The sequence below is a fragment of the Paenibacillus sp. Y412MC10 genome, from assembly GCF_000024685.1.
Taxonomy (GTDB): domain Bacteria; phylum Bacillota; class Bacilli; order Paenibacillales; family Paenibacillaceae; genus Paenibacillus_AQ; species Paenibacillus_AQ lautus_A.
The window spans coordinates 2,207,510-2,232,263 of sequence record NC_013406.1; the positions used below are offsets into that span (position 1 = coordinate 2,207,510).

Consider the following 24,754-nt stretch of genomic DNA (forward strand, 5'->3'; position numbering starts at 1 on the left):
CTAAGTAGAGATGGACCAATCCAGAAAGGCACATATCATTTCTCATACTCACTGGGACCGCGAGTGGTATTTGCCGTACGAAAAGCACCATGTGCGGTTAATCGAGCTGATGGACAGCTTGCTTGAGACGATGGAAAAGGACTCGGAATACCGCAGCTTTTTCCTTGATGGCCAGACGATTATTATCGAAGATTATTTACAGGTAAGACCTGAGAAAAAAGAACAGCTGGAGAAGCTGATCACGGACGGCCGGATCATCATCGGTCCTTGGTACATCCTGCAGGATGCTTACCTGACGAGCAGCGAAGCCAACGTGAGAAATATGCAGATTGGGCACCAGGATGCGAAGCGGTACGGCACGGTTGCCAAAATCGGTTATTTCCCGGATACGTTTGGACTTACGGGCCAAATCCCGCAGCTGATGCTCCAGTCCGGCATCGATAACGCCTTCTTCGGGCGGGGCGTGAAGCCGACGGGCTTTAACAATACCGTCTCCGACAGCGGCTATGAATCTTCGTTCTCCGAGCTGATGTGGGAAGGTCCGGACGGCTCCAAGGTGCTGGGCATCCTGTTTGCCAACTGGTACAGCAACGGCAACGAAGTTCCCGTGGATGAAGCCGAGGCGAAGGCGTTCTGGGACCGCAAGCTGGCGGATGCCGAGAAGTACGCTTCCACGCCTGAGCTGCTGTACATGAACGGTTGCGACCATCAGCCGATTCAGACTGATCTTCCGGAAGGCATTCGTACAGCGAAGAAGCTGTATCCGGATACGGAGTTTATCCACTCCAATTTCGACGATTACTTGAAAGCCGTCCGCGAGAAGCTGCCGCAGGATCTTTCCTCCGTCAAAGGAGAGCTCCGCAGCCAGCGCACCGATGGATGGGGAACGCTCGTGAACACCGCTTCGGCGCGCGTATACCTGAAGCAGATGAACCAGCGCGGCCAGACTCTGCTGGAAAAAGTGGCCGAGCCGCTGGCATCCTACGCCAGCCTGCTTGGCAAGGAGTATCCGCATCATCTGTTCACCTATGCGTGGAAGACGCTGATGCAGAATCATCCGCATGACAGCATCTGCGGCTGCAGCGTGGACGAAGTTCACCGCGAGATGGTCACCCGCTTCGAGAAAAGCGCCCACGTGGCGGAAAATATCGTGGACGACAGCGTGCGCGTCATCGCGGATGCGGTGGACACGACCGGATTCGAGCAATGGGGCACCGACCCGCTGCCGCTGGTCGTATTCAATACGACCGGATGGGAACGCAGCGGTACGGTCAGCATCGAGCTGGACGCGAAACGCCTCTATTTCCGGGAAGGCTATTCGCTTGAGGAAACCAGCCGCCGGATGAAGGAAGTCGACTTGTCCGGCCGCGTGCTGGTTAACGCTGAAGGTCAGGCCGTGCCTTGCACCGTAGAGGACCTCGGACTTCAATTCGGGTACGATCTGCCGGACGACCGTTTCCGCCAGCCGTACATGTGCCGCCGCGTGAGACTGACTTTCGAGGCAAGCGACATTCCTGCCATGGGCTTGACTGCCTATGCTTGGGTGAAGAGCGAAGTGAAGCCTGCCGAGACGGGATCCCTGTTCAGCCAGTCGAACGTGTTGGAAAATGACCTGATCAAGGTCGAAATCCAAGCGGACGGTTCCTTCTCCCTGACGGATAAAAAGAACGGACAAGTATACCGCGATCTGGGCGTTTATGAAAATACCGGAGACATCGGTAACGAATATATGTACAAACAGCCGGACGGCGAAATTCCATTGACAACCAAAGGACTGACCGCCGAAATTACGGTTCTGGAAGACACGCCTTACCGGGCATCCGTTGAAATCGTTCATAACTGGTCCATTCCGGCTATGGCGGACAGCAAGCTGGATGAAGAGCAGCATGAGCTTGTGTATTATCCGAACCGCAAAGCGCAAAGATCAAGCGAGATGGTGCCGATGCGCATCCGTACCGTGGTCAGCTTGAACCGCAGCGGCAAAGGCGTGGAGATCGAAGCCACGTTGGATAATCAAGCGAAGGATCATCGGGTGCGTGCTTTGTTCCCGACCGATTTGGAGGCATCTTCCCATTACGTGGATTCCATGTTCGAAGTGGCGAAACGGGATAATGAACCGGCTGCCGAATGGGAGAACCCGAGCTACACGGCTCATCAACAGGCCTTCGTGGACGTTACGGCGGTTGCGGCAGGACTGACGGTGGCCAACCAGGGCTTAAACGAGTACGAAGTCCTGCGGGACGGTCGGAATACGATTGCCGTTACGCTGCTTCGCTCCGTAGGCGAGCTCGGCGATTGGGGTTACTTCCCGACGCCTGAAGCCCAGTGCATCGGCGTTCATACCGTACGTATGGAGGTCATTCCGCATCAGGGCGACGGCATCGCTTCCGGCGCTTATGCTGAGGCTTACCAGTTCCAGATTCCATGGACGGCTGCCCAGACCGGCGTTCATACCGGACAGGTGGCTTCCACATCTGCGCCGCTGGCATGGAGCCGCGAAGAGCTTGCATTCTCTTCCCTGAAAGTGAATCCGAACACAGGGGACTTGATGCTGCGCTGGTTCAATATGGCAGGCACAGATGCTGAGCTTGCGTTGACATCTTCCTTGCCGTCCCAGGGCGTGTATAAGAGCAATATTCTGGAGGAAGAGGGAGCGGTTCAAAGCTTTGACAATCACGGAAGCTTTACGCTGCCGGTGAAACCTTATGAGATCTTGACGCTGGGCGTTAAAGTTTCAGCCGAGTAAGTTTCGATCAAATATACGCCGGGCATGGTGATCCATCCCGGCTAGCAAAAGCCCGATTCCGAAATGACAGGGATCGGGCTTTGCTGTCTTGCAATGTGATAGGCATCATCTCAAAAACAGAATGGAGGTATGGAGATGAGAATTTATTTTGATAACCTGCCAGAGAAGCTGCTTGAAGGGGTTGGCGAGCTCTCGGACATATTGGATATCCGCATTACGGAGGGAGAGGGCCTAAAGATTCGAGTCATTCAGGCTCCAGGACCGATCCAGGCGTCATTAAAGGATGGGCAGGGGACGATCCGATACCAGGAGAAGATTCATTTTTTTCGTGCTTTAGGGGTGTTTCTGGAGCAGGCGAGGGAGCGTGACCGGTTCGAGCTGACCGAGGAGCCCAGGTTTGACTTCAACGGCACGATGCTTGACGTTTCGCGCAATGGCGTGCTTAAGGTTCAGGTGATCAAGCAGTTTATCCGCTATATGGCTTTGATGGGGCTGAACGGGCTGATGATGTATACCGAGGATACGTACGAGGTGAAAGAGCAGCCGTATTTCGGTTATATGCGCGGCCGGTACACGGCTTCGGAAATGAAGGAATGCGACGATTACGCGGACCTGTTCGGCATCGAGATGATTCCGTGCATCCAGACCTTGGGGCATCTGCAGCAAGCGCTGAAATGGGGCTATGCCGCGGATATGAAGGATCATGCGGATATTTTGCTCGCAGGTGAGCCCAAGACGTATGCTTTCATCGAACAGATGATCACCGCCGCATCTGGGATGTTCCGTTCCAAGCGAATTCACATCGGGATGGACGAGGCGTTTCAGGTCGCCCTTGGCAAGTATTTAAAATTGAACGGGGTCCAGGACCGGTTTCAGATTATGAATGATCATGTCAGCCGGGTGCTTGCCATAACCGAGCGTCTCGGACTCCGGCCGATGATCTGGAGCGACATGTATTTTAATTTGCTGGCCAACGATTATCAAGGTTCGCTGTACAATCTGGATGCGGATTTTTCCGACGACAATATGAGCCGCATTCCCCAAGGCGTCCAATTCGTATATTGGGATTACGGACGCAGGGATGAAGAGGGTTATGAGCGGCTGTATGAGAAGCATATGAAGCTGGGTTCCAAGCCGATTTTTGCTGGCGGCATTCATATGTGGAACAGCATCAGCCCGAACAACGGCAAGACCTGGATGACCAGCCATCCTGCCCTGCGCGCCGCCAAAACGAAAGGGATCTGCGAAGTCATCGCCACCGCCTGGGGGGATAACGGAAACGAAACCAATCACCTGGTCATCCTGGCGGGCCTCCAGCTGTTTGCCGAGCATGGGTACGGAGACGGTATCAGCGACGAGCTTCTGGCAAGAAGGCTCGCGGCTTGCACGGGCATCGATTTGTTCGGATCGCTGAACGCGCTGAAATATATGGATGAGGTTCCCGGCGTGTCGGAGGGAAATCACTGGATGGCCAATCCCTCGAAGTATTTGTTGTGGCAGGATCCTTTGCTGGGACTGCTGGACAAGCATGTGGAGGGGGAAGCGGATTCCGTGCTGCCTGGACATTACGCCGAGCTGGAGCAGAGATGGCGGGACAGCAAGGAACAGTACCCGGCACCGTTTAACCGCCTTTATGATTTCTATGAAAAATTGGCCTCGGTCCTCGTTATCAAGAGCACCCTGGGCGTTACGTTGAAAAGGCTTTACGACACACGAAACAAAGACCGTCTTGCTGAGCTTGTTTCCGCAGCGGTTTCCCCGTTAAACGATCTGAAGCGGCGCATCGAGGCATTGCGTTTATCGCACAGGGCACTGTGGATGAGCACGTATAAGCCATTTGGCTGGGAGGTGCTGGATCTCCGCTACGGCGGGCTGCTCGCGCGAATCTCCTCTACGCAGGACCGCCTTGCGGATTATGTGGAAGGCGTAGTCGACGAAATCGAGGAGTTGGAAGCCGACCGGATGCTCTTCGATCAGAATGGTCTAACCGACAGACCGCTGGAGGTTAATGTAACCTATCAGGCGGCCGTGACGGCGTCCTGCTTCATCTAATGAAAAAGCTGCTCTACCAAGGTCACTGTAGACGCTTGGAGGGCAGCCTTTTTTCTAAGGGGCTTGGTTATGGCTTCTCCCCTTGTGTTTGTTCTTTCTCGTAGGCAATCAGCGTGATCTCTTTGCCCGTCAGCTCGGCAATTTTGGTTTCGGCGTCTTCAATTGCCTTCAAAGTGCCTTCATTTCCATTGAGCGCAGCGATTTTGTATTCATCCGAATGGATATCCATGGTGAACTCCCCCCTTGGCTGGTTAATTCATGTTATATAATGATAAGGTATCCTTTACAATACAGTTACATACCTGGGGGTGGGATTCATGATTCAATTTGAAGGACTGCACCATGTGAGCTTGGCGGTGCGCGACTTGGAGAAGGCGAAGTTTTTTTACTCGGACGTTCTCAAGTTTCGGGAGCTGCCGCGCCCGCCGTTTGATTCCAAAGGGGTCTGGTATGCCGTCGGGGGCCAGCAGCTCCATCTGCTGGAGCATCCCGTCAGCGATACGCTGCGGGAGCGGGGCATCGATACAACGGACGGGCATTTCTCGATATGGGTGAAGAGCTACCGCGAAACCAAGGAATGGCTGGACCGGATGAACGTCGAGTATGTAGCCAAACCCGACAGCGTTGCCGGCTTCGCCCAGATATTCGTACTCGATCCGGACCGCAACATTATTGAATTCGGAGCCGAGTACGGCTCGTAAAACGTTAAACCTAAAAAAGCCAAACACTTGTGCAGTGTTTGGCTTTTTCATGGTCGCGCCTTATTTTTGGATGAGGACGGGGGTGTTCATTTTCACCTTGTCGTAGAGCCATCGCACGTCCTTGTTGTGCATCCGGATACAACCCGCGGATACGTACTTTCCGATCGAATTCGCGTTGTTGCCGTGGATGGCATAAGCGTAACTGGTTCGGCCGTTCACTTTCACATTAATGCCGAGCCAGCGGTCCCCAAGCGGGTTGCGCGGATCTCCTCCCTTGATGCCTTCCTTGTAGTACGGTCTGTTCTTCACTTTTTCGTGGATTTTGAACAGTCCTTCCGGCGTATAGGAGGGTTTTTTGCCGGTGGCCACGGGGAATGTTTTTATGACCTTGCCTTTTTCGTAATACGTTAGCTTGTTGGTGGATTTGTCAATGACGATAAACTGTGCGTACTTGGTGTACTTACTGTCCAGCTTCTGTCCTGCTGCCGCACCTTGGGTAACGGAGGGGAGAAAGAATACGAGCAGTAAGGCGAAGACCAGTATGCGGCCGATGCCCTTAATGATGTCCGATCACCTCTTTTCGTTCTCCCCCATATATATGCGGGGATTCGCGAATGTTGACGGAAATGTGCAGCTGCCGGAAATAGAACAAGTTGTTTTCAAAGATCAAGCGACAGGGGCATTATGGGACATTCCATCTAAAGAATGATAGTGTCATGGCTGCGCTCAATTTGTGCTTTTAAGGGACTTTGCTGTAAGGGGTCAGCGTAAATTACTGGATGGTATTTGAAAACGACATGAGTGTCGGTTATAATATGACATGAAAAACGACACCAGTGTCAGTTTAAGGTCGAAGGTGGGGAGGATTATGTGTCCAAGGGTCAGCGACGAATACAAGCAGCAGAAAAAGCTTGAAATCTTGAGGGCAGCCAGGCGCGTCTTTATTAGGAAGGGTTATACCCGCACCGTGATGCAGGACATCATGGAGGAAGCCGGCATGTCCCGCGGCGCCGTGTACGCGTATTTTGGCAATGTGCAGCATGTTTTTCTGGAGGTTCTGCGTTATGACGATCAGGAGGCGCTCCGTTTTTTTGAACCGGATTCGCCACATTCGATATGGAAGCAATTGTTGGACTGGATCAAGAAACAGCAGGAGGACATCTCGCTGATCCATCACTCGCTTGTACTCGCCAGGGCGGAATTCTTCCTGTCTTCCTCTTATGATCATGCGAAGCAAGAAGATCCCTATATTACCGAGCGCTATCAGATTACGGTCGAGGCTCTATGCGGGGTCATCCGGAAGGGGCAGGAGCAAGGGGAGTTTCGGCCGCGTCTGGAACCGGAAGCCATCGCACGGTACATGATCTCGTTTCTCAACGGACTCATGCTGGATACCTTCCAGCTTGGGGCTGGGGTGACTTGCGTGCCGGAGCAGCTGGAGTCTTTCCTCTACTCTCTCGGCGAAATGCTAAATCCGATAACCATAGAATCATGATGACAGAAAGGGGCTTATAGCAATATGCTGTTTGATTCCGCTAGATTGTCTTGTCGAAAAATGACCATGGATGACGCGGAGCTGTATCATACCTGGCGCAATGACCTGGACGTGATGCAATCCACCAGTCCCAGCTTGGATACTTACCAAATGGAGGAGACCAGGGACTTCGTTCAGCATGTGATCCTCGGCACTCCGTCCTCGAAGAGCTATCTGATCCTGGCGAAGGAAACAGGCCAACCGATCGGGATCATGTCGTTGGTCGGCATCGATTTCAAGAATCGCAATGCGGAGTGCATCATCGACATCGGCGATAAGAATTATTGGGGCAGGGGATACGGCTCGGAAGCGATGAAGCTGCTGCTGGATTATGCCTTTTTGGAGCTGAATCTGCACCGGGTAAGCCTGCGGGTGTTCTCCTTTAACCATAAAGCGATCAAGCTGTACGAAAAAATCGGCTTCGTCCACGAAGGCAGCTCCAGACAGAGCTTGTACCGGAACGGTGCCTGGCATGACATTGTGCACATGGGGCTTTTGCAGAGCGAGTATACCGCCAACGGTTGATTTTCCCGCGCTTCCATAATAAGGTAGATATGAGACGACAAAAGAGGGAATGGGAGAATCAATCATGTCCGAAAATGAAGTGTTATCGATTGAAGACCTGCGCATGAAATATGACAACCGTTATGTATTGAACGGGATTGATCTGAAGGTCAACCGCGGCGAGATGATAGGATATATCGGTCCGAACGGGGCGGGAAAGAGCACGACGGTTAAAATTATGCTTGGGCTGGTTGAAGGGTATACGGGAACGGTCCGCATATTCGGCCAGGATATTTCCGACGGGAATATCGATTATAAACGGAGAATCGGGTATGTACCCGAGGTGGCGGAATTATACGATCAGTTAACGGCCGCGGAATATCTGACGTTTATCGGCGAATTGTACGGACTTACATACGATGCTGCGGATTATAAGGCAAAACATTTGATGGACTGCTTTGACATGCAAAAGGCTTACCATGCTCGGATCGCCACGTTTTCAAAAGGAATGCGGCAAAAGGTGCTGCTGATCTCGAGTCTCCTGCATGACCCGGATCTCTTGTTCCTTGATGAGCCCTTAAGCGGGCTGGATGCAAACAGCGTGATGGTGGTCAAGGAGGTACTGGCGCAGTTGTCGGCACAGGGCAAGACGATTTTTTATTCCTCGCATATCATGGACGTCGTCGAGAAAATCAGCAGCCGGATCGTTCTGCTCGCAGACAGCCGGGTGGTGGCGGACGGAACGTTTAAAGAGCTGCAGCAGCATTCCCATGAAGGGTCGCTGGAAGAGGTGTTCAATCAGCTGACGGGCTTCAATGACCATGCCAGCATCGCAGAGCGGTTCGTATCGATCGTTCGGGAGGGAAGCTGATATGGCGGGCCCGGAAGTTTCATTTCGAATGCTGAAGCTGCTGGATCGGTTTCAAGGGGTTATCTCGAGACTGGGCGTCGACTATGAAACGCTGCGGCGGATCCTGCATGTCAAGCTGCTGATGGACTCGAGGCGGGCACCCGTCATATTATCTTCAAACAGCCGGAAGGCTGAAGAGCAGGACAAAAACCTGTTTGTCAGTTCCCTCTGGTTGTATGGCTTAATCGGGCTTGTGCTGACGCCGTTTGTGTTCTGGAGCGATCCGGAATATCTGATGCCGATGAGCATCCTGTCCGCCATCCTCATGTTCCTGATCATGACCTCCATGATTTCGGATTTCTCATCCGTGCTTTTGGATGTGCGCGACCGCAGCATTCTGATGACGAAACCGATCGACGGCCGCACGGTCGGCGTGGCCAGATCGATTCATGCCGGAATTTATTTGCTGCTGCTGACCGGAGCGCTATCGGCCGCTTCACTTGCCGTGGGGCTGTTTAAGCATGGCGTGCTGTTCTTCCTGATCTGCATCCTTGAGCTTATTTTGATGAATATGCTCATTCTGGTGAGCACCTCCATGATTTATCTGGTGCTGCTGAAATATTGGGACGGAGAGAAACTGAAGGATCTGATCAATTATGTACAGATTGGGCTTTCCGCTACGCTGGCCATCGGCTATCAGTTCGTGATCCGTTCATTTGATTTGATTGATTTCAATTTGGTATTTACGCCGGCCTGGTGGCAGGTCCTGCTTCCGCCCGTATGGTTTGCGGCCCCATTTGAATGGATGTTCGGCGAGGGGAGCGGGTGGCTGATTGTCCTATCCTTATTGGCCGTGTTCGTTCCGGTTCTGCTCATGGTGGTGTACCTTCGTTATATTCCATCCTTCGAGCAGTATCTGGAAAAGCTGGCGCACAGCGAAGCGGGAAAAGGGCGGGAGCGCGGTCGGTTTGACAGGTTTTTGGCCAAAATCGTATGCCGGTCCCGCACGGAACAGGCATGTTTCCGGTTATCTGCCAGCATGTTGAAGAACGAGAGAGAATTCAAGCTGAAGGTGTATCCTACGCTCGGGTTGTCCGTTCTGCTGCCCTACTTGTTCTTTTTCTCCACGATCCGTAATTCCTCCCTGGCGGAAATCGGCAGGGGATCGTCGTACTATGTGCTGCACGTCATGCTTATCATGATTGTAACCGTCGTGATGATGTTGAAATTCTCCGGCAAACCCAAGGCCTTCTGGCTGTTTGGGGCGGCCCCGCTGCCAAACATGAGTCCCTTATATCAAGGAGCTTTAAAGGCCTTTGCCATAAAAATGTTCCTGCCGTTGTTCACTGTGAATGCGATCGTATTCCTGATCATATTCGGTATTCGGATCCTACCGGACGTTCTCATCATTCTTCTTACCGGCTTGGTGCTGATTCCTGTGTCGGCCAAGGCGATGCTTCGCCATCCGCCGTTCTCCCAAGCGTTTAATGTGGCTCAGCAAAAAGACGGCTGGTGGGTGCTGCTGTTCATTATCGTTGTCGGCGGGTTATGCGGCTTGCACTATTTTAGTAGCACGGTTACCTACGGTATATCGGCCTATATCGTCGTGCTGCTGGCTGCCAATGGTATGGCTTGGACCAGACTGTATAAGTGACTGCTTTACTCATACACAAAAACATTCCGGCTAACAAGGCGCATCCTTTTGAAAGGTTGGGGACGAGAACGGAATAAAAGGGGAGGGGCATCCGGCGGATGCCTCTTCTTGGAATACAGATTAGTTGATCCTATCTTAATATCTAATTGTGTAAGGTTTATGTCAGAATAAAATAAATTCTGTCGTTCCTTAATGGTTGAACAGGAACGTAGGTTCGTATATAATAGAGTTATATCTAGTTATCTCCTTTTATAAACTCTACACTTCATAGATCCATGATGGATTCCCCCACATATGTATTTAATTACCTGTTGTTATGCCTACATGGCCTTATATAATCGACTTAGATGATGATGTCAGGATGTTACGCATCGTGCGACACGAGTTTATTCTGGCTTAGTTATGTTCATAAGGTCGTGGATTCTTGATCATTGATGCTCGTTTTTTGTTTTGCGGATTGAACGTTGCAGTGGTTTGCTTCGTCTTGGCGTTATAAGTTCCGGGCCGTTGTGCTTGGTAATTATTGTATACAAGCCGGAGCTATTGACGCCGTTCGATGTTATTGCATTTTTCATCAGAGCTTCCAGACATATAAGAAATGGCAGGCGCCATCGGAATTGACCTCAAGAACATGCATCATTCAGGGACGACTCGATAGAATCTGAAGGCTGAAGATATACGTTTCTTAGAGACGTTATAACCACTCAGCTTAGCCAGGATGAATCGGGAAGTGGCGTTGTACACATTAAACCATTTCTTTACGGTGTAGGGAGGAAATCTTTGAATGGAAGCTATTTGGTTTATGGTGTTTTCGACTTTTGAAACACTGGCGATTTATTCACTGATCATGACATTGCTTAGATTTAAAACAACGGAGTACATATGGCAAGCCCTGCTGGTTATGATCCTTGCCAATCTACAGAGTTACATCATGCGGAATGAACTCTCGCTCGATTTTCTTGCCCCGCTTATTACGGTAATGATCTTTGTGTTCTTGTTCTCGGCCATCATTAAAATTCCAGTCATTTGGTCGGCGATTTGCACCATTATAGGCTACATGTTCTACGCGTTGATTCAAACCGCCTATTTGACTACGGTGTTCGGATCGATCAATGCCATTCAGACCGATCCTGCCAAAGGTTACATCCTTCAAGTTCTGTCAGGAGCGACGGGACTGCTGATATCCTGGTTGATGTACAGGTTCGGTATCGGGTTTAAGTACGACCTGGAGAAGCTGCGCATTAAATTTGAACATATTCTGTTGATCGCTTTAATTATCGTAGTGCTGATATTAATTGCCATTCTGTTTTACCTCAACCGCCTGTGGCTGCATCTTCTCTTCTTTGGAATCACATTTGGAATCTTCTTGTATTATGCGATCAATACAGAGGAGCGGGAGTCTTATGATCATAGAAGGACTGTCAGAGCGGATAGCGGAGAGGATCAAACGTCAGGTACCTGATCATCCGTCCTCCGTTCCTGTTTTGAAGCACGCGCTTGCCATTCTATTCAACGTGATGTTCATTGTCGTATTCACGCTGCTGATTTCGATCTTCTCGGGTAACGTGAGAGAGGCGGTCATAGCCTTGACGGGCTTCGCAATACTGAGGCAATTCTCGGGAGGGTATCACCTTAAGACGGGGGCCGGCTGTATTGCGTTCACGACAGCACTGTTTACCTTGGTGACTTTTGTTGATATGGGGATTGCAGCTGTGCTCGTTATGAATGCGCTTAGTCTGTTGCTGGTTATGCTGTTTGCTCCCAGCCGAATCGAGAGACAATCCCGGATACCGAGCAAGCATTACTCTAAGCTCCGCTTGTTTAGCTGCTTCATCGTGATGTTCAATTTTGTCCTTCAGTCCCCAACATTGGCTGTCATATTTTTAATCCAGGCTATTAGTTTATTACGCTGGAAAGGAGGACAAGCTCATGTTATGGATCCATAAGATTCGTCATCGTTTTTTTTCGTTCATCGCATCTGCACTGACGTTGGTAGCCGTATTTGTCGTTAATACTGCAAGTCCCGTATTTGTGTACAGCGGAGAGACGCCGGAAGAACTTTTGAAATAAATCTTGATCCAATTGATACGGGGACTGGGGTACACCAAATTTGTGGTAGGTTCATGGTTGTCGAATGAGATATGGGTCGTAGTAGCCGGTGCCGGTTGGCGCCGGTTTTTATTATGACTAAGGAAGCTACAGCTGAGTCCTTAACGGTCGGTTCCATCGATGCTCCAATGATTGCGAGTTTGTTAGTAATGGATGCCAAGCCAATTAGGGTAAAATTGACATTGATAAAAGAACGAGTGTTCGCATATAATACAAACAAATGTTCTTATCAGAGGTGGGTGCATCATGTTTGAGAAATACCTGGAGCAAACCGTAGAAATCATATACGAAGACCGTAAGGGCAACATTACCCAGCGCAAAATACAGATACACAGCATTAAGGATCAGCGGATTCGGGCAACGTGCCTGGAGACGGGAAAGCCCCGGGTATTCAATGAAAACAACATCCTGTCCTGGAGGCCCCAGAAAGGAAGAGGTTCGCATGCTTCCTGATCTGGAACGAAAACTGCTCCGAATTTTGATCAACTATCCGGCGCATCGCAGCCGTGTCCCGACCTTGCGGTTACTTAAGTACCTAACGGGACGTAAACCGAATGAAATTATGGAGGGCATAGCTTCATTGGAGGAACAAGGCTATATTATGTTTAAGAACAAGCGGGAATTGCAGAGCCTGATTGTGCTGAAAGAAGAGGCACAGCCCGTTCAAAGAGTGGAAAGAGCTGCGGATTACTGGACGACACATTGAGTCGGCAGGAGGTATAGAGATGCCTGTGCTTAGAGATTGCACGGATGAGGGGACACGAGCCGAATTTCATTTTATATCACGTATCCCTGGAAAGTACGAAGGATGCCAAATCAACTTTAAATTTTATGATTCCAACCGATTCATCTATGATTTGAATTTCGGTTGGACGAATCTAACGATTCGTAATTATATTACAGTAACTACAGAATTTCCGTTGGACACACTGAATGGATTCAAATTAGATGGATTATATATGTCATTCGAAAAACATCTTTATCAATTAAGCTGGAGAAGAAGCCAATCGGAAGGTATTTATGAGTTGGGCTTTTTTGGGTCTGATCAAGACTTTTGGGATGCAGCGAAAAAGAAAGGGCTTTTCGATGGCAGCTGCCCCGGAGATCCTTTGATCCGCGAAGAGGCGGCAATCGTCTTCCTCCGTTTGGAAAAAAATATTCTCCAGAAATTAAACAAACAACACGAGTACCCTTCGGGCCTATTACTGGCTGGCAGGGTCTTTTTTGATGGTTTAGCGGCACTTTCATTTTACCCAGGAAAGGTTTTATTGTTATGAAAAGTGCTGTCCCGCAGCCATTTTCATGGCTTTTGGAACAGCTTCTGTTGTCATCAGTTTTTAGATCCAAAAACCTGCTGCCAAAATGATAACGAGAAGAATGTACAGAACCAAGACAAAAGTAGCACTACGGCCATAGCCATACCCGGCATCAGCGCTCATGGTTATTCCTCCTTTGTTTTAGAGTCAGATTATTAATATGTGGTCACTTATGTATAAGCTTGGGTGATTAACTAAGTGCTTAGCCTAATTTTCAAGCCTATTTCGATTGCTGCTTGGGTGGAGGAGGAAGTTTTTAACGTGAGGGAGTTGTTGCAGCCCCTTTGTATTTTTTTTGATGATGTACATTTGAAAATGATTAGCAAAGTGGCATTTCTGTGAATATACATGAGAGTGTAGCCCGCCAACTACAACTCAGGTTTCCTTCTTTAAAAAAGAAGAAGCTGTCCCGCAGTCATTTTTATGGCTTTTGTGACAGCTTCCTCTTTTTGTACGGTGTCATATGCTCCATTTTCCGTCCGCATTGACGGGAAGGAGAAAAAACTCGGGTAACACAACCCGTGATATCCATGTGGTCAGCGCCGCATCGGTAAAAAGAACCTCGCTGGCTTAGGCTGGCGTTTTTTTTTGTTAATAAGAATATTGGCCCTAGCATTGCTTGAGTTTTTGAATACTTTGTATCAGATCGTTGAAAGGAGGAGTCCTCATGGGTGAAGTTGGTTACGAAGGTGGATACGGCGGTAAAAACTCAGTCGGAGCAGTTCTAGTTCTCTTTATCTTGTTGGTCATCATTTTAGGTTCTTTCTGGGTATAATACTCCCCCGGATGACAAAGACCCTACGTGATTTGAACAGTTGTATTTATGTGAGAGGATCCCTACCGGCTTAGGCTATCGGGGGTCCTTTTTCTTTGTCTTCTATCGGTGAAGTAGGGTATAACAGCCTCCTGATCGATTTACTAAGTAGCAAATCTCCGCTTACCGACAATGCCCTCCATCTCCTGTTTTTCTATCTGAGTAACAGGGCTTCGCCGGCGCCTTCGATGAACGGAACAATACCGAAGCTAGGGACGGTAGCGGAATAGACGAGAGTATTTCTTTGCGCTGCATTAGTGGCGGCCGTCGCAAATCCTGACCGTTATACTGCAGCACGTCGAATATGACGAATGTAGACGGCAGAGTTCCGGCTAAAGCTGTAATTTTATCCGTCTTCTTCGCCTGGAATCGTGTCATAACCGCTTCAAAATCCGAGTTGCCAGTCGCGGGATCAACGAACGCAATTTCGCCGTCCAATACGATGTCATGCGGAAATATAGCGTTGGCTATCTCAGGATATTGGCGAGAACAGTCGTTGTTATGGCGCGTGATAGGCAAACAACGCCATTCTGCTGTGAAAAAATCAAGCGGTGGCCATCGATTTTAGGTTCAAATATGAAGCGCGAGTCTGAGAATGGAGCGGGCGCTGTTGCGAGTAACATCGGTTCAATAAACATAGAAATGCCTCTTTACCTGAATTATAGCGCGTGGCTATGTAATAAAGAGGCGAGAAGTAATGGTAGGATTAATGTCATGTCATCTATTCTAAAAATAGCCCGGACAAATGCGACAATTGAAAAAGATAAATCCGGAATAAAATATACATAATTATACCATTTAATGGTTCTAACATACTATATACTCCAATAATATCCAAATGATACAATTGATATGGGTTATGTAAATTAACTTTTATAAATATCTGGAGGTGTTAGCGTGGTTAGAATGGGGAAAAAATTTGTAATATTCTCTTCTATCATTGCTGCTTTTATGACTGTAGCAGCGCCAGTATCTGCAAGTCCTATCTCACAGACAGAATCTGAGATAACGCCTCAATATTGTAACCCATGTAAAGTAAAAGCGGGTTATATGTACCCAAAAAGTCAGTATAGCAGAGACTATTTCACGCCATTACATTACATTACAGTTGATGGAGTGGAGTACTTTTTTTGGTACATAGATGATGATAAATCTACAGCAACACATTGGTATACTGTTTGGAAAGAAGAATAACGAAAAATCCTTGGGGTTTAAATAACCTCAAGGTTTTTTTGTATACATAATAAGGCTGGGATGTAACGAAATTGCGTAAATGTTTTAACATCACGTCGGCTAAGATCGGAGGACACTATAAATGACAACGACTCGTAAAAAGCTTGAAGGTAACGGTCTTTGGGAATCCAGCCGGATGATGCTTCCGGAACATAAAGAAACTATCATCCGCCGGCAGCTGGAAGAGGGAAGGAAGAATAAACCGGTTCTTGATCCGCAGGAAATGGAATTGATTGAGCAGGCGCTTGCAGAGTCATTTCATATGCACCGTACAATCAAATTGCGTTTATTCGATGAATATGAAGACCAGGAACTGACCGGCACTGTATCCGTAATTCACACTTACAGACGTGAAATCAAGCTGGCTACCGGAATAGGCGAATGGGAATGGATCAAGATTAATGACATAGTTTCGGCAAATTGAAAATACTCGGCAAATGTAATCCCGTTGGCGTAGAGAGGTCAAATAAGACCAAAAAGCGGTCTTAAAAGTAGTGTCTAACTGACTATGTCCCCCAATTCGTCCCCAAAAGTGAAATTCAGATAGACAACCATTAGAAGAAAAGAAAAAAGCCCTTGCTACGCAAGGGCTCTTCATGATGATCTGTAGTGGGCTCGAACCACTGACCCCTACCCTGTCAAGATAGTGCTCTCCCAGCTGAGCTAACAGATCATGAAATATTTAAAAAGGTAATTCATATATTACCAGCAGACAAGGCGGCTGTCAATGGTTTTCTCGTTATAAAATACCACGTTCCGGTTCAGACTAAATACAGCATGATTTTGCCAATGAAGGAGCGTGAAAGGCATGACAGGTGGGAAATCCCATCGTATCAAGCGAGTAGGACTGGTGCTCTCGTTATTGGCGGTATCTATTGCGGGCGGCGGCTGCAGTGTCCCGGAAAGAACATCGGTGCAATTGGAGCCGCTGCATGCCCCTGCAGCGCCCGTGATGCTGGATGTGTACGGGCGCTCTGTTGATCAGGACGTATATTCCAAGCAGGGAAGCGGGGCGCTGGAGCCGGTATCCCCGATGGATGCGGCGGACACGTTAAGGGATCTCCATCCATAAAGAGCTCCAGGACTGCTTTGTGCTTAAAGCGGCGCCAACCATCATGATGATCTCTGCACGAACAGTGAGCAGAACAAACCGCCGGCTGGCAGGCTGGCGGCTTGTTGTAAGACGGCCGATGCTATTCCTCATCCCATTTGCGGGAATAACCTTTTTTGATCGTCCAGAAGGTGGGATAGATGATCAGGGCAGCAATGACCACAGCCCAAAATATCGTGGCTCCCATGCTCATAAAGGCAATGCTCCTTTCATGAAGACGTTAGCTTCTACTACTATACAGGAAAACGAATATTTTGTATAATATCTCGACCTGCGATATCACGAGGAATTGATTCTACATAAAGAGGTGTTGAAATGGCAGCAGAAATCATCAATGTATCAACGGAAGAGCAGTTGCAGCAGGCGCTGGATATCCGAAAGGATGTGTTTGTCCTAGAACAGAAGGTGCCGATCGATTTGGAGATCGATGATTACGACCGCCTGGAATCGGATGCACACCATGTCTTGATCAAGTCGGAGGGGCAGTACGCCGCAACCGGGCGTATTACCTATTACAATAAGGATTCCGCCAAAATGCAGCGGATCGCGGTGCGGAAGCCGTTCCGTTCCAAAGGGATTGGCCGTGTGCTGATGATGGCGCTGGAAGCGCAGGCTCGCGAACTAAAGCTGCAATATTCCGTGCTCGATGCACAGGTGCAGGCAGAGGCTTTTTACCGCAAGCTCGGGTATGAGACGATTTCGGACGAGCCGTTTGATGATGCAGGCATTCCCCATGTTCGCATGAAAAAGGAATTGTAAGGCCGCAAACCAAAGCAAATCCAAATAAGATGCCGGTCATTCCGCATCGTCCCCAAAAAAGAAAAGACCTCGAGCATCGCTTCGAGGTCTTTTGCGCATGAATTAGAACGTCGGCAAATTGTCCAGGTTGTTGCTTGGATCGCCATCCGCATTGGAACGAAGATGTTCGTCTCCATCACGTCCACGGAATACGTTCAGGTTCTTGATTTCCTTATTCTTGGCCATCTGTTGGGCCGTTTTGTAGTCCACGACGCTGCCGTTATCCAGCTTAAGTTCGATGATGTCGCCATCACCATTTTTACGTACGCCTACTACTTCTTGTTGTTGATCCATATGAATCGCCTCCCGGCCTTATTATTCCCGGGAACCCTCGTAAACTATGCATTGACGCATATTGAACTACAATTCGTATACCCGCTGCTGCTCCACGAATTCCATGTTTCCGGTCTTGCCGATGAAAGCTTCGACCTCATCGCTGTAATGCATCAGATAGGTACGCTCCTGAATTTCTTGAGGCAGGCTGAGCAGTTCATCGAGTGTCGTGTGCACCTCGCCCGGGCCCTGCAGCTGGCATTCATGCAGAATCACTTCGCAATCCCGTTCATTTACCAATTGCTTCAGCAAGATGGGGTCGAATACCATGTCCGCGCTGTAAAAAATCCGATCGTTCAAATAAAGCGAATAGCTGTCTTTGCCCGGAATATGCTGCGTATGAATCAGCTCCACCGAGATTCCGGATGAAATAGCGGCCCTCACGCCCGGTTTCAAAGGATGCACGTCAAATACATCCTGAAGGGAAGAGATATGTCCCTGCTGGTATAAGCCGCCTTTGAGTGTATGTTCCCATATCGGTTCCACCAGCGCTTCAGCAATATAGAGCGGGAGTTTGCGATCGTATTTCATCTTCATAATAAACGCAAGCTCCTCCAAACCGCCAACATGGTCGGCATGAATATGCGTGATGAGCACGGCGTCCACATCGTTAAACGTCTTGTTCATCTGATGCAGCGCCAACGGAGCAGTGATTCCGCAGTCGATGAGCAGCGTGAAATTTCCGTCATGTATCAGTGCGTTATTGTTATAGTAGTTCTTGGCAAACGCACTGCCGGTGCCAAGCATTTGCAATGTCAGTGTCAATGGATGAAACCTCCTGATGAAATGATGTATAGTCCAAGTATGCTTATGTGTATTTTAACGAATTTCTTATGTATTTACACGGAGTATATGCTCGAAACGGAGCCTTAATGCTGCAAAAATCGTGATAAGATCAAGCCTTGAACCACGAGAAAAAAATTTTACCACAAAGTGCAAAATTGTCCGCAACTTGTTTTTTGACATGTAGTATACACATATAACAACAAGAAGAGCCAATGGAGGGAACGTATGAAATGAAGTGGAAAAAAGTGATGGCATGTATGCTAGTGCTCTCTTTAATGGGTGGCAGCACCCTTTTGTTTGCGGATTCCGTCAATGAGCGTGTTCGTGTTTGGCTGAACGGACGCGAATTGAAGGATGGCGGATATTTGATTGATGGCAAAACCTATGTGCCGGTCCGGGAATTTGACGGGGCTGTGGACTGGAATTCGGCGAATGGACAAGTCCAGGTCGTCAAGCCGAATGTGCATATTTTTCTCTTTAAAGGAGATACTGTATTCGGCAACGTAAACAAAGGCAAGCTGAAATTCAATGTATTTAGCCAGGTAGACAGCTTAAACAACAATATTCATGCCGTGAAAGTAGCGATTGAGGATCCTTCGGGCAATATCAAGGACATCCAGTCTCAGGAAGTGAAGGACCGCAAGGATAACTTCTGGTTCCGAACCTATGATTTCACGTACGATTTCAAAACGGCCGGAAAATACTCGGTAGGCTTTTATGTAAAAGTCAAATCGGATGACGGTTTTGTGAAGGTTGCGGAGAAAGTGATTACCGCCCTAAATTGATGGGTCCATAGCCGCTTGGCAAAAATTGACCTGAAGAAGCTATCCGTGATACGATACGAAAGTATGATAATTTAACCGAAGTGAGGTTTTTTCAATGAGCGAACACAAACATGAACACGGAGATGCTTGCGGCTGCGGTCACGATCATGACCACGACCACGAACATGAAGAGTTTGTGCTGACATTGACGGATGAAGAAGGAAAAGAAGTAGAGATGGTTCTCGTGGAGACATTTGATGTCGGCGAGAAGCTTTACGCGCTTTTGCTTGAACGCGAGAATCCGGAAGCGGACGGCGTCATTCTACGTATGGAAGAAGAGAACGAGGAAATGGTTCTTTACAATATTGAGGACGAAGACGAATGGAATGAAGTAGAGGCGGTTTATAACGAACTGGTCGCTGCTGCAAACCAGGAGTAACACTCCCTAACGAAAAACCCGATGCGAACCACTCGCACCGGGTTTTTTGTATTTTGCCTTAGAATATAGGATCCGTTTCCACGATGACTTTCACATTCTGAATGCTGCGATCCTCAGGACCTTTGACAGGCAGGCCGACATCGACATGATCGGTAATGTAATCGATGTTTTCCTGGGAAATCACTTCGCCCGGAAGCAAGATCGGAATTCCCGGCGGGTAGACATAGATGAATTCGGCAATAATGCGTCCGGCCGATTCCTTGAACGGCACGACCTCCGTATCCCCATAAAACGCATCGCGGGGAATGAGCGACAGCTGCGGAATTTCCGGCGTTTTCACGACCAGCTCATTAATTTCGTTCACGTGCATGTACTGGTCCGAAAGCTCGCGGAGCGCCGTCAGCAGAATATCGATCGTCTCCCGATTGTCTCCCGGTGTAATGAGGCACAAAATGTTGTACATATCGCTGAGCTCCACTTCAATATTGTAGTGGTCCCGCAGCCAGTTCTCGGTTTCATATCCCGTAATGCCAAGATGGCGTACATGAACGGTCAACTTGGTCGGATCATAGGAGTACGTTGCTTCTCCGCCCAGTATTTCCTTCCCGAAGCAGTACAGGCCTTCGATTTTATTGACTTCGTTTCGTGCATATTGCGCCAATTCAATCGTCCTTGCAGCCATTTCCCGTCCATGCAGCGCCAGGCTCCGGCGAGAAGTATCCAGCGATGCCAGCAGGATGTAGGAGGTCGACGTTGTGGTCAGCATACTGATGATGGTCTGCACGCGGTAAGGATTGATGTATCCGTTCTTGGTGTTCACGTTCAGCACGGAACTTTGGGTCATCGATCCGCCGAGTTTATGAACGCTGGTTGCAGCCATATCGGCACCGGCTTCCATCGCCGACATCGGAAGTTCTTCATGAAAATGGATCAGAACCCCGTGCGCTTCGTCCACAAGCACGGGAACGTTGTAGCTGTGGGCCAAATCGACGATTTCCTTCAGGTTAGCGCTCACCCCGAAGTACGTCGGATTGATGACCAGTACGGCTTTGACGTCAGGGTGACGCTTTAGCGCTTTCCGTACGGAGCTGATCGTGATCCCGTGATCGATCCCCACATTGGAATCCTGGGCAGGCGATACGAACACAGGCTTGGCACCGGTAAAGATGATGGCGGAAAGCACGGATTTATGAACGTTGCGCGGTACGATGATTTTATCGCCGGGCGAGCATACCGACATGATCATGGTCATGATCGCTCCGCTTGTCCCTTGGACACTGAAGTAAGTGTGGTCGGCACCGAATGCGTCGGCGGCCAGCTTCTGGGCTTCTTCAATGACGCCTGTAGGCTGATGCAAATCATCCAGCGGCGCAATATTGATCAAATCTATAGAAAAGGCGTTATCCCCTATAAATTCCCTGAATTCGGCATCGGTGCCGAGGCCCTTCTTATGTCCCGGAATGTGAAATTGCACGGGGTTTTTGGCCGCGTGTTCTTTAAGCGCGGTGAAGAGCGGTGTACGACTGTGGTCCATGGACGTTGTCACAACCTTTCCTTATGTTTATTTTGTTATGATTTGTTGATTCCTGTTTTTATATAAACAAAATTGAGTATAGCAAAATAGGGGGGGAATGCAAGAAGAATGACCGGCTTTTTTTGCACGGCCCGGCAGCGCTTCATACTTTGGACATATAAAGGCGGAGGGATGCGTTCTTCATCGTTCCTTCATTAAAATATCATCCATAAGATAAACGTCCATCGACGTACTTTCTCAGAAGACAGACCGCGGTTAAAGGAAGTTTTTCTTGCGATTATAGAATTGTTCAGCTTCGCTGAAAATTTATAAATTCTATAATCTTAAAAAAAGAGCTGCAACAGCAGCCCTTTACATCAATATATCATGCTCATTAAAACGCCATTTTATAAAGCGGCAGCAGCGTCTCAAACGTCTCCTGCACTTTTTGCACCAGCTCGTCCCCTTCAAGCTTGACGGCTTCCTCGCGCGGAATGCGCAGTCCGCACATGACCTCAGCTTTTTTCACCTGTTTCAGCTTCTCAATGAGGCGAACGAAATCCTCCTCGCTCATGTCCTGGTGAGGGGTGCCGGCCGGATTCATATGATCCATGGACCAATAGAAATGTTTAGGCAGCGCCTTCGCTGTTTTCTTGAGCTTGGCTTCCAGGTTGCCGGCAAATACGGTTTTGTTGGGGCTTTCGTAAATAATCGCGAAGATGACAAACAGATGGGTTCCGAACATGCCCACCTCAAAATGAGGCAGCGCTTTGTAGCCCCGTTTGCTGGCAGCCCATGCGACCCAGGTGTCAATCGGGGGATTAACGGTTCGTCTTGCATGCTTGGCCACATGCACGAACATCTCTTCCCCGACCAGCGCGGACACATAGGGGGCAAGCTCGGCCCCCAGCGTCTCAAGCTTGGGTCTTACCCGTTCAATGAGAACCTCCATACGGGCTTCGAGTCCTGGAACGGAGAATACGTCGAAATCCTGATCTTTAAATCCGGTAACCGTCATGAATGTGATGGCCTCCCTGTTGTTTATGATGAACACTTACTAAACTCGGCTTTTGGATAACCCATTATACCATAAGGCAAGTGGACGTCAGGCATGACCCAGGAAAGTTTCACCGTATTTTCATGCGGGTTAAAAATAGTCAATAAACCAAGTTACCGTTACATAAGATGGAGTATAAGATATAGATAAGACAACATCAAAAGCAGCCATGGGGGAAATCTTCACCGTCGTTTTTCAGATCGGTAGTAAACCGGAGGAGGGAGTGCCGTGAATAAGAGCGAGGAAGTGGAGTATTGCAACCTGGAGCTCCGGTTTGATCGCCGGCATATCCAGGACCTAATCAAGGAATTGATCCAGGAAGGATATTCGCTTTACTGGAGCGAGAATGAAACGCAGTTTGTCATTTCGATCCGAACCGGACGCAAGCTGGTAAAGCTGCGGTTTCAACGGACAGGAAGCGGTTTTAAGCTGGTAGGCGATTATATGATCCGCGATCCCAAGCTTGCGGAATGGATGGAGAAATTGATCGAGAATACCCGTGGCCACGCTGTCGTCAAACGTTTCAAGGACCGGCAGATATTGATCGAGAATATTTTGTTTGGCGAGGTTATAAGGCTGGTGGAAATATCCGGTTACCGGCAGCGTGTGCTGTTTCAGAAGGGGACGCCGATGACGGAGCAGGAAATGGTGCGGTTGTTCGAATCGGATGAGGGGGAACAGCGGCTCCTTCTGTCCAGGCTGGAAACCGATGATGAGCTTGAGAAGCTCCATGCCGCCCTGCAAGAGGGGAATCAGGACAAAATCGCGGCCTGCAAGCAAAGACTCCGCGAGCTTTCCTTGGAGCTGATGAGGCTGGAGTGGTAATTCACTTCATCGAACGATACAAGAGTAAAGCACGAACAACACTCCGAAACCGAAGGGGTGTTTTCGCGCGTGTTCTCATTTTGTGACAGGGGTTCACTTGTCAAATGAAAAACGTTAATATAAGATTATTGCAAATCATCTCGTAGGGATGGGTTGTTTAAAAATATATTGGAGCAAAGGATGGAGAACCAGATGTCAAAACAACAAATCGGTGTGATTGGCCTTGCTGTAATGGGAAAAAACCTGGCCCTGAACATCGAAAGCAAAGGCTTCACCGTTTCCGTATATAACCGCTCTCCGCAAAAAACGGAAGATATGCTGAAGGAAACCGAAGGCAAGCAAGTGAAAGGAACGTTCTCGATCGAAGAATTCGTGGATTCCCTTGAAACTCCTCGCAAAATCCTGATCATGGTACAGGCAGGACAAGCTACGGACGCTACGATTGAACAGCTGATTCCGCATTTGGACCAAGGCGATATCATCATCGACGGCGGTAACGCTTATTTCCCTGATACGCAGCGCCGCAGCAAAGAGTTGGCTGAAAAAGGCTTTAACTTTATCGGTGCAGGCGTTTCCGGCGGCGAAGAAGGCGCATTGAAAGGCCCATCGATCATGCCAGGCGGACAGGAAAGTGCCTATAAGCTGGTTGAGCCTATTCTGACAGCCATTTCCGCGAAGGTTAACGAAGAGCCTTGCTGTACATATATCGGACCGGACGGTGCCGGCCATTATGTAAAAATGGTTCACAACGGTATCGAATATGGCGATATGCAGCTCATTTGCGAAGCGTATCAATTGCTGAAAGACGTACTCGGCCTCGATGCGAAGGATCTTCACGGAATCTTCACGGAATGGAACCAAGGCGAACTCGACAGCTATCTGATCGAGATCACGGCTGACATTTTCTCCAAATACGATGAAGAAACCGGCAAGCCGATGGTTGACGTCATCCTGGATACGGCGGGTCAAAAAGGAACAGGCAAATGGACAAGCCAAAGCTCACTGGATCTGGGCGTGCCGCTTTCCATGATCACCGAATCCGTATTCTCCCGTTTCCTCTCCGCGATGAAAGAAGAGCGCGTTGCGGCAAGCAAAATCCTGAATGGTCCAAAAACGGCTGCATTTGACGGCGACAAAGCCGAGTTCATCGAAAATGTGCGCAAAGCGCTGTTTGCGAGCAAGATCGTATCCTACGCTCAAGGCTTCGCACAGCTTCGCGTAGCATCCGATGAATACGGCTGGAACCTGCAATACGGCAACCTAGCTAAAATCTGGCGCGGCGGCTGCATTATCCGTTCCCGCTTCCTGCAGAACATCACCGATGCGTATGAGAACAATCCGGAGCTTAAGAACCTGCTGCTGGATCCGTTCTTTACCGATATAATCGAATCCTATCAAGATGCATGGCGTAAAGTTGTAGCTTCCGCGGTATCCTTGGGCATTCCGGTGCCTGGATTCTCCAGCGCGCTTGCATACTACGACAGCTACCGTACGGCGAACCTGCCAGCGAACCTGCTGCAGGCTCAGCGCGACTACTTCGGAGCGCACACTTTTAAACGCGTTGACAAAGAAGGAACCTTCCACTACAACTGGATGGAGTAATCCTGCTCTTTTA

Annotated in this window: 30 protein-coding genes and 1 tRNA gene; 22 read left to right on the forward strand and 9 right to left on the reverse strand. The window is 49.0% G+C overall.

Annotated elements, in window-relative coordinates; all coding sequences use genetic code 11:
* Positions 1-10: 10 nt before the first annotated feature.
* Positions 11-2,746 (forward strand): alpha-mannosidase, encoded by a 2,736-nt coding sequence (locus GYMC10_RS09410; protein WP_015734279.1) that lies wholly within the window; start codon positions 11-13, stop codon positions 2,744-2,746.
* Positions 2,747-2,881: 135 nt separating this feature from the next.
* Entirely contained in the window at positions 2,882-4,798 is a 1,917-nt protein-coding gene (locus GYMC10_RS09415; protein WP_015734280.1) for a beta-N-acetylhexosaminidase, read from the forward strand.
* 67 nt (positions 4,799-4,865) lie between these two features.
* Here the strand turns inward: GYMC10_RS09415 and GYMC10_RS32505 are convergent, their stop codons facing one another.
* Positions 4,866-5,027, reverse strand: coding sequence for a hypothetical protein (locus GYMC10_RS32505; RefSeq protein ID WP_015734281.1), 162 nt, complete (start codon positions 5,025-5,027; stop codon positions 4,866-4,868).
* Between the two features lie 88 nt (positions 5,028-5,115).
* On the opposite strand from GYMC10_RS32505, the gene GYMC10_RS09420 reads away from it, so the two are divergent.
* Positions 5,116-5,499 carry a VOC family protein gene (locus tag GYMC10_RS09420; protein WP_015734282.1) on the forward strand — a complete coding sequence of 128 codons (384 nt, stop codon included), beginning with the start codon at positions 5,116-5,118 and terminating at the stop codon, positions 5,497-5,499.
* Between the two features lie 60 nt (positions 5,500-5,559).
* Here GYMC10_RS09420 and GYMC10_RS09425 read toward each other — a convergent pair whose 3' ends face one another.
* A complete protein-coding gene (locus GYMC10_RS09425) occupies positions 5,560-6,063 on the reverse strand; it encodes a L,D-transpeptidase (protein ID WP_315971981.1) in 504 nt (167 codons plus the stop codon).
* Positions 6,064-6,367: 304 nt separating this feature from the next.
* On the opposite strand from GYMC10_RS09425, the gene GYMC10_RS09430 reads away from it, so the two are divergent.
* From GYMC10_RS09430 to GYMC10_RS32910, 10 genes are all read left to right on the forward strand, one after another.
* Complete coding sequence (locus tag GYMC10_RS09430; RefSeq protein ID WP_015734285.1) at positions 6,368-6,994, forward strand: TetR family transcriptional regulator; 627 nt, start codon at positions 6,368-6,370, stop codon at positions 6,992-6,994.
* Positions 6,995-7,018: 24 nt separating this feature from the next.
* A complete protein-coding gene (locus GYMC10_RS09435) occupies positions 7,019-7,558 on the forward strand; it encodes a GNAT family N-acetyltransferase (RefSeq protein ID WP_015734286.1) in 540 nt (179 codons plus the stop codon).
* 64 nt (positions 7,559-7,622) lie between these two features.
* The gene (locus GYMC10_RS09440) at positions 7,623-8,408 is read left to right on the forward strand and encodes an ABC transporter ATP-binding protein (RefSeq protein WP_015734287.1); all 786 of its coding nucleotides are present in this window, start codon (positions 7,623-7,625) and stop codon (positions 8,406-8,408) included.
* 1 nt (position 8,409) lies between these two features.
* Positions 8,410-10,041 carry a hypothetical protein gene (locus tag GYMC10_RS09445; protein WP_015734288.1) on the forward strand — a complete coding sequence of 544 codons (1,632 nt, stop codon included), beginning with the start codon at positions 8,410-8,412 and terminating at the stop codon, positions 10,039-10,041.
* Positions 10,042-10,825: 784 nt separating this feature from the next.
* Positions 10,826-11,503, forward strand: a complete 678-nt coding sequence (locus GYMC10_RS09450) for a hypothetical protein (protein ID WP_015734289.1) — start codon at positions 10,826-10,828, stop codon at positions 11,501-11,503.
* The gene (locus GYMC10_RS09455) at positions 11,445-11,987 is read left to right on the forward strand and encodes an accessory gene regulator ArgB-like protein (protein WP_015734290.1); all 543 of its coding nucleotides are present in this window, start codon (positions 11,445-11,447) and stop codon (positions 11,985-11,987) included. The genes GYMC10_RS09450 and GYMC10_RS09455 overlap by 59 nt, the downstream gene beginning before the upstream one ends.
* Positions 11,971-12,111: a cyclic lactone autoinducer peptide gene (locus GYMC10_RS31810; RefSeq protein ID WP_009589655.1), complete on the forward strand. Its 141-nt coding sequence runs from the start codon at positions 11,971-11,973 to the stop codon at positions 12,109-12,111. The genes GYMC10_RS09455 and GYMC10_RS31810 overlap by 17 nt, the downstream gene beginning before the upstream one ends.
* Before the next feature lie 285 nt (positions 12,112-12,396).
* Positions 12,397-12,603 carry a hypothetical protein gene (locus tag GYMC10_RS09460; RefSeq protein ID WP_009589586.1) on the forward strand — a complete coding sequence of 69 codons (207 nt, stop codon included), beginning with the start codon at positions 12,397-12,399 and terminating at the stop codon, positions 12,601-12,603.
* A complete protein-coding gene (locus GYMC10_RS09465) occupies positions 12,593-12,856 on the forward strand; it encodes a hypothetical protein (protein WP_015734291.1) in 264 nt (87 codons plus the stop codon). The genes GYMC10_RS09460 and GYMC10_RS09465 overlap by 11 nt, the downstream gene beginning before the upstream one ends.
* A gap of 19 nt (positions 12,857-12,875) precedes the next feature.
* Positions 12,876-13,427, forward strand: coding sequence for a hypothetical protein (locus GYMC10_RS32910; RefSeq protein WP_015734292.1), 552 nt, complete (start codon positions 12,876-12,878; stop codon positions 13,425-13,427).
* A gap of 60 nt (positions 13,428-13,487) precedes the next feature.
* Here GYMC10_RS32910 and GYMC10_RS32205 read toward each other — a convergent pair whose 3' ends face one another.
* The gene (locus tag GYMC10_RS32205) at positions 13,488-13,589 is read right to left on the reverse strand and encodes a hypothetical protein (RefSeq protein ID WP_015734293.1); all 102 of its coding nucleotides are present in this window, start codon (positions 13,587-13,589) and stop codon (positions 13,488-13,490) included.
* A 544-nt stretch (positions 13,590-14,133) separates the two neighbouring features.
* Between GYMC10_RS32205 and GYMC10_RS32730 the strand changes: the two genes are divergently transcribed.
* Positions 14,134-14,241 (forward strand): sporulation protein YjcZ, encoded by a 108-nt coding sequence (locus GYMC10_RS32730; protein ID WP_192569185.1) that lies wholly within the window; start codon positions 14,134-14,136, stop codon positions 14,239-14,241.
* A gap of 162 nt (positions 14,242-14,403) precedes the next feature.
* On the opposite strand, the gene GYMC10_RS09475 is transcribed toward GYMC10_RS32730, so the two are convergent.
* Positions 14,404-14,799 carry a hypothetical protein gene (locus GYMC10_RS09475; protein WP_261979637.1) on the reverse strand — a complete coding sequence of 132 codons (396 nt, stop codon included), beginning with the start codon at positions 14,797-14,799 and terminating at the stop codon, positions 14,404-14,406.
* 378 nt (positions 14,800-15,177) lie between these two features.
* Here GYMC10_RS09475 and GYMC10_RS09480 point away from each other — a divergent pair, with 378 nt between their 5' ends.
* Both GYMC10_RS09480 and GYMC10_RS09485 read left to right on the forward strand, forming a co-directional pair.
* Positions 15,178-15,474: a hypothetical protein gene (locus GYMC10_RS09480; RefSeq protein ID WP_041621959.1), complete on the forward strand. Its 297-nt coding sequence runs from the start codon at positions 15,178-15,180 to the stop codon at positions 15,472-15,474.
* A gap of 121 nt (positions 15,475-15,595) precedes the next feature.
* A complete protein-coding gene (locus tag GYMC10_RS09485) occupies positions 15,596-15,937 on the forward strand; it encodes a YolD-like family protein (RefSeq protein ID WP_015734294.1) in 342 nt (113 codons plus the stop codon).
* Between the two features lie 176 nt (positions 15,938-16,113).
* Here the strand turns inward: GYMC10_RS09485 and GYMC10_RS09490 are convergent.
* Positions 16,114-16,186, reverse strand: a tRNA-Val gene (locus GYMC10_RS09490).
* A 135-nt stretch (positions 16,187-16,321) separates the two neighbouring features.
* Between GYMC10_RS09490 and GYMC10_RS09495 the strand changes: the two genes are divergently transcribed.
* Positions 16,322-16,585: a hypothetical protein gene (locus tag GYMC10_RS09495; protein ID WP_015734295.1), complete on the forward strand. Its 264-nt coding sequence runs from the start codon at positions 16,322-16,324 to the stop codon at positions 16,583-16,585.
* A 354-nt stretch (positions 16,586-16,939) separates the two neighbouring features.
* Entirely contained in the window at positions 16,940-17,383 is a 444-nt protein-coding gene (locus GYMC10_RS09500) for a GNAT family N-acetyltransferase (protein ID WP_015734297.1), read from the forward strand.
* A 102-nt stretch (positions 17,384-17,485) separates the two neighbouring features.
* On the opposite strand, the gene GYMC10_RS09505 is transcribed toward GYMC10_RS09500, so the two are convergent.
* Together GYMC10_RS09505 and GYMC10_RS09510 are read right to left on the reverse strand one after the other, a co-directional pair.
* Positions 17,486-17,716: a DUF3892 domain-containing protein gene (locus tag GYMC10_RS09505; RefSeq protein WP_015734298.1), complete on the reverse strand. Its 231-nt coding sequence runs from the start codon at positions 17,714-17,716 to the stop codon at positions 17,486-17,488.
* 66 nt (positions 17,717-17,782) lie between these two features.
* Positions 17,783-18,520 carry an MBL fold metallo-hydrolase gene (locus tag GYMC10_RS09510; RefSeq protein WP_015734299.1) on the reverse strand — a complete coding sequence of 246 codons (738 nt, stop codon included), beginning with the start codon at positions 18,518-18,520 and terminating at the stop codon, positions 17,783-17,785.
* Between the two features lie 251 nt (positions 18,521-18,771).
* Here GYMC10_RS09510 and GYMC10_RS09515 point away from each other — a divergent pair, with 251 nt between their 5' ends.
* Both GYMC10_RS09515 and GYMC10_RS09520 read left to right on the forward strand, forming a co-directional pair.
* Positions 18,772-19,326 carry a copper amine oxidase gene (locus GYMC10_RS09515; RefSeq protein ID WP_015734300.1) on the forward strand — a complete coding sequence of 185 codons (555 nt, stop codon included), beginning with the start codon at positions 18,772-18,774 and terminating at the stop codon, positions 19,324-19,326.
* Positions 19,327-19,420: 94 nt separating this feature from the next.
* Positions 19,421-19,744 carry a DUF1292 domain-containing protein gene (locus GYMC10_RS09520; protein ID WP_009589641.1) on the forward strand — a complete coding sequence of 108 codons (324 nt, stop codon included), beginning with the start codon at positions 19,421-19,423 and terminating at the stop codon, positions 19,742-19,744.
* Between the two features lie 58 nt (positions 19,745-19,802).
* Here the strand turns inward: GYMC10_RS09520 and GYMC10_RS09525 are convergent, their stop codons facing one another.
* Positions 19,803-21,278 carry an aminotransferase class I/II-fold pyridoxal phosphate-dependent enzyme gene (locus GYMC10_RS09525; protein WP_036665945.1) on the reverse strand — a complete coding sequence of 492 codons (1,476 nt, stop codon included), beginning with the start codon at positions 21,276-21,278 and terminating at the stop codon, positions 19,803-19,805.
* Between the two features lie 373 nt (positions 21,279-21,651).
* Positions 21,652-22,275: a DUF1054 domain-containing protein gene (locus tag GYMC10_RS09530; protein ID WP_009589608.1), complete on the reverse strand. Its 624-nt coding sequence runs from the start codon at positions 22,273-22,275 to the stop codon at positions 21,652-21,654.
* Between the two features lie 267 nt (positions 22,276-22,542).
* Here GYMC10_RS09530 and GYMC10_RS09535 point away from each other — a divergent pair, with 267 nt between their 5' ends.
* Positions 22,543-23,139, forward strand: a complete 597-nt coding sequence (locus GYMC10_RS09535) for a hypothetical protein (protein WP_015734302.1) — start codon at positions 22,543-22,545, stop codon at positions 23,137-23,139.
* Between the two features lie 192 nt (positions 23,140-23,331).
* A complete protein-coding gene (gene gndA / locus GYMC10_RS09540) occupies positions 23,332-24,741 on the forward strand; it encodes an NADP-dependent phosphogluconate dehydrogenase (RefSeq protein WP_175320731.1) in 1,410 nt (469 codons plus the stop codon).
* Positions 24,742-24,754: the final 13 nt, after the last annotated feature.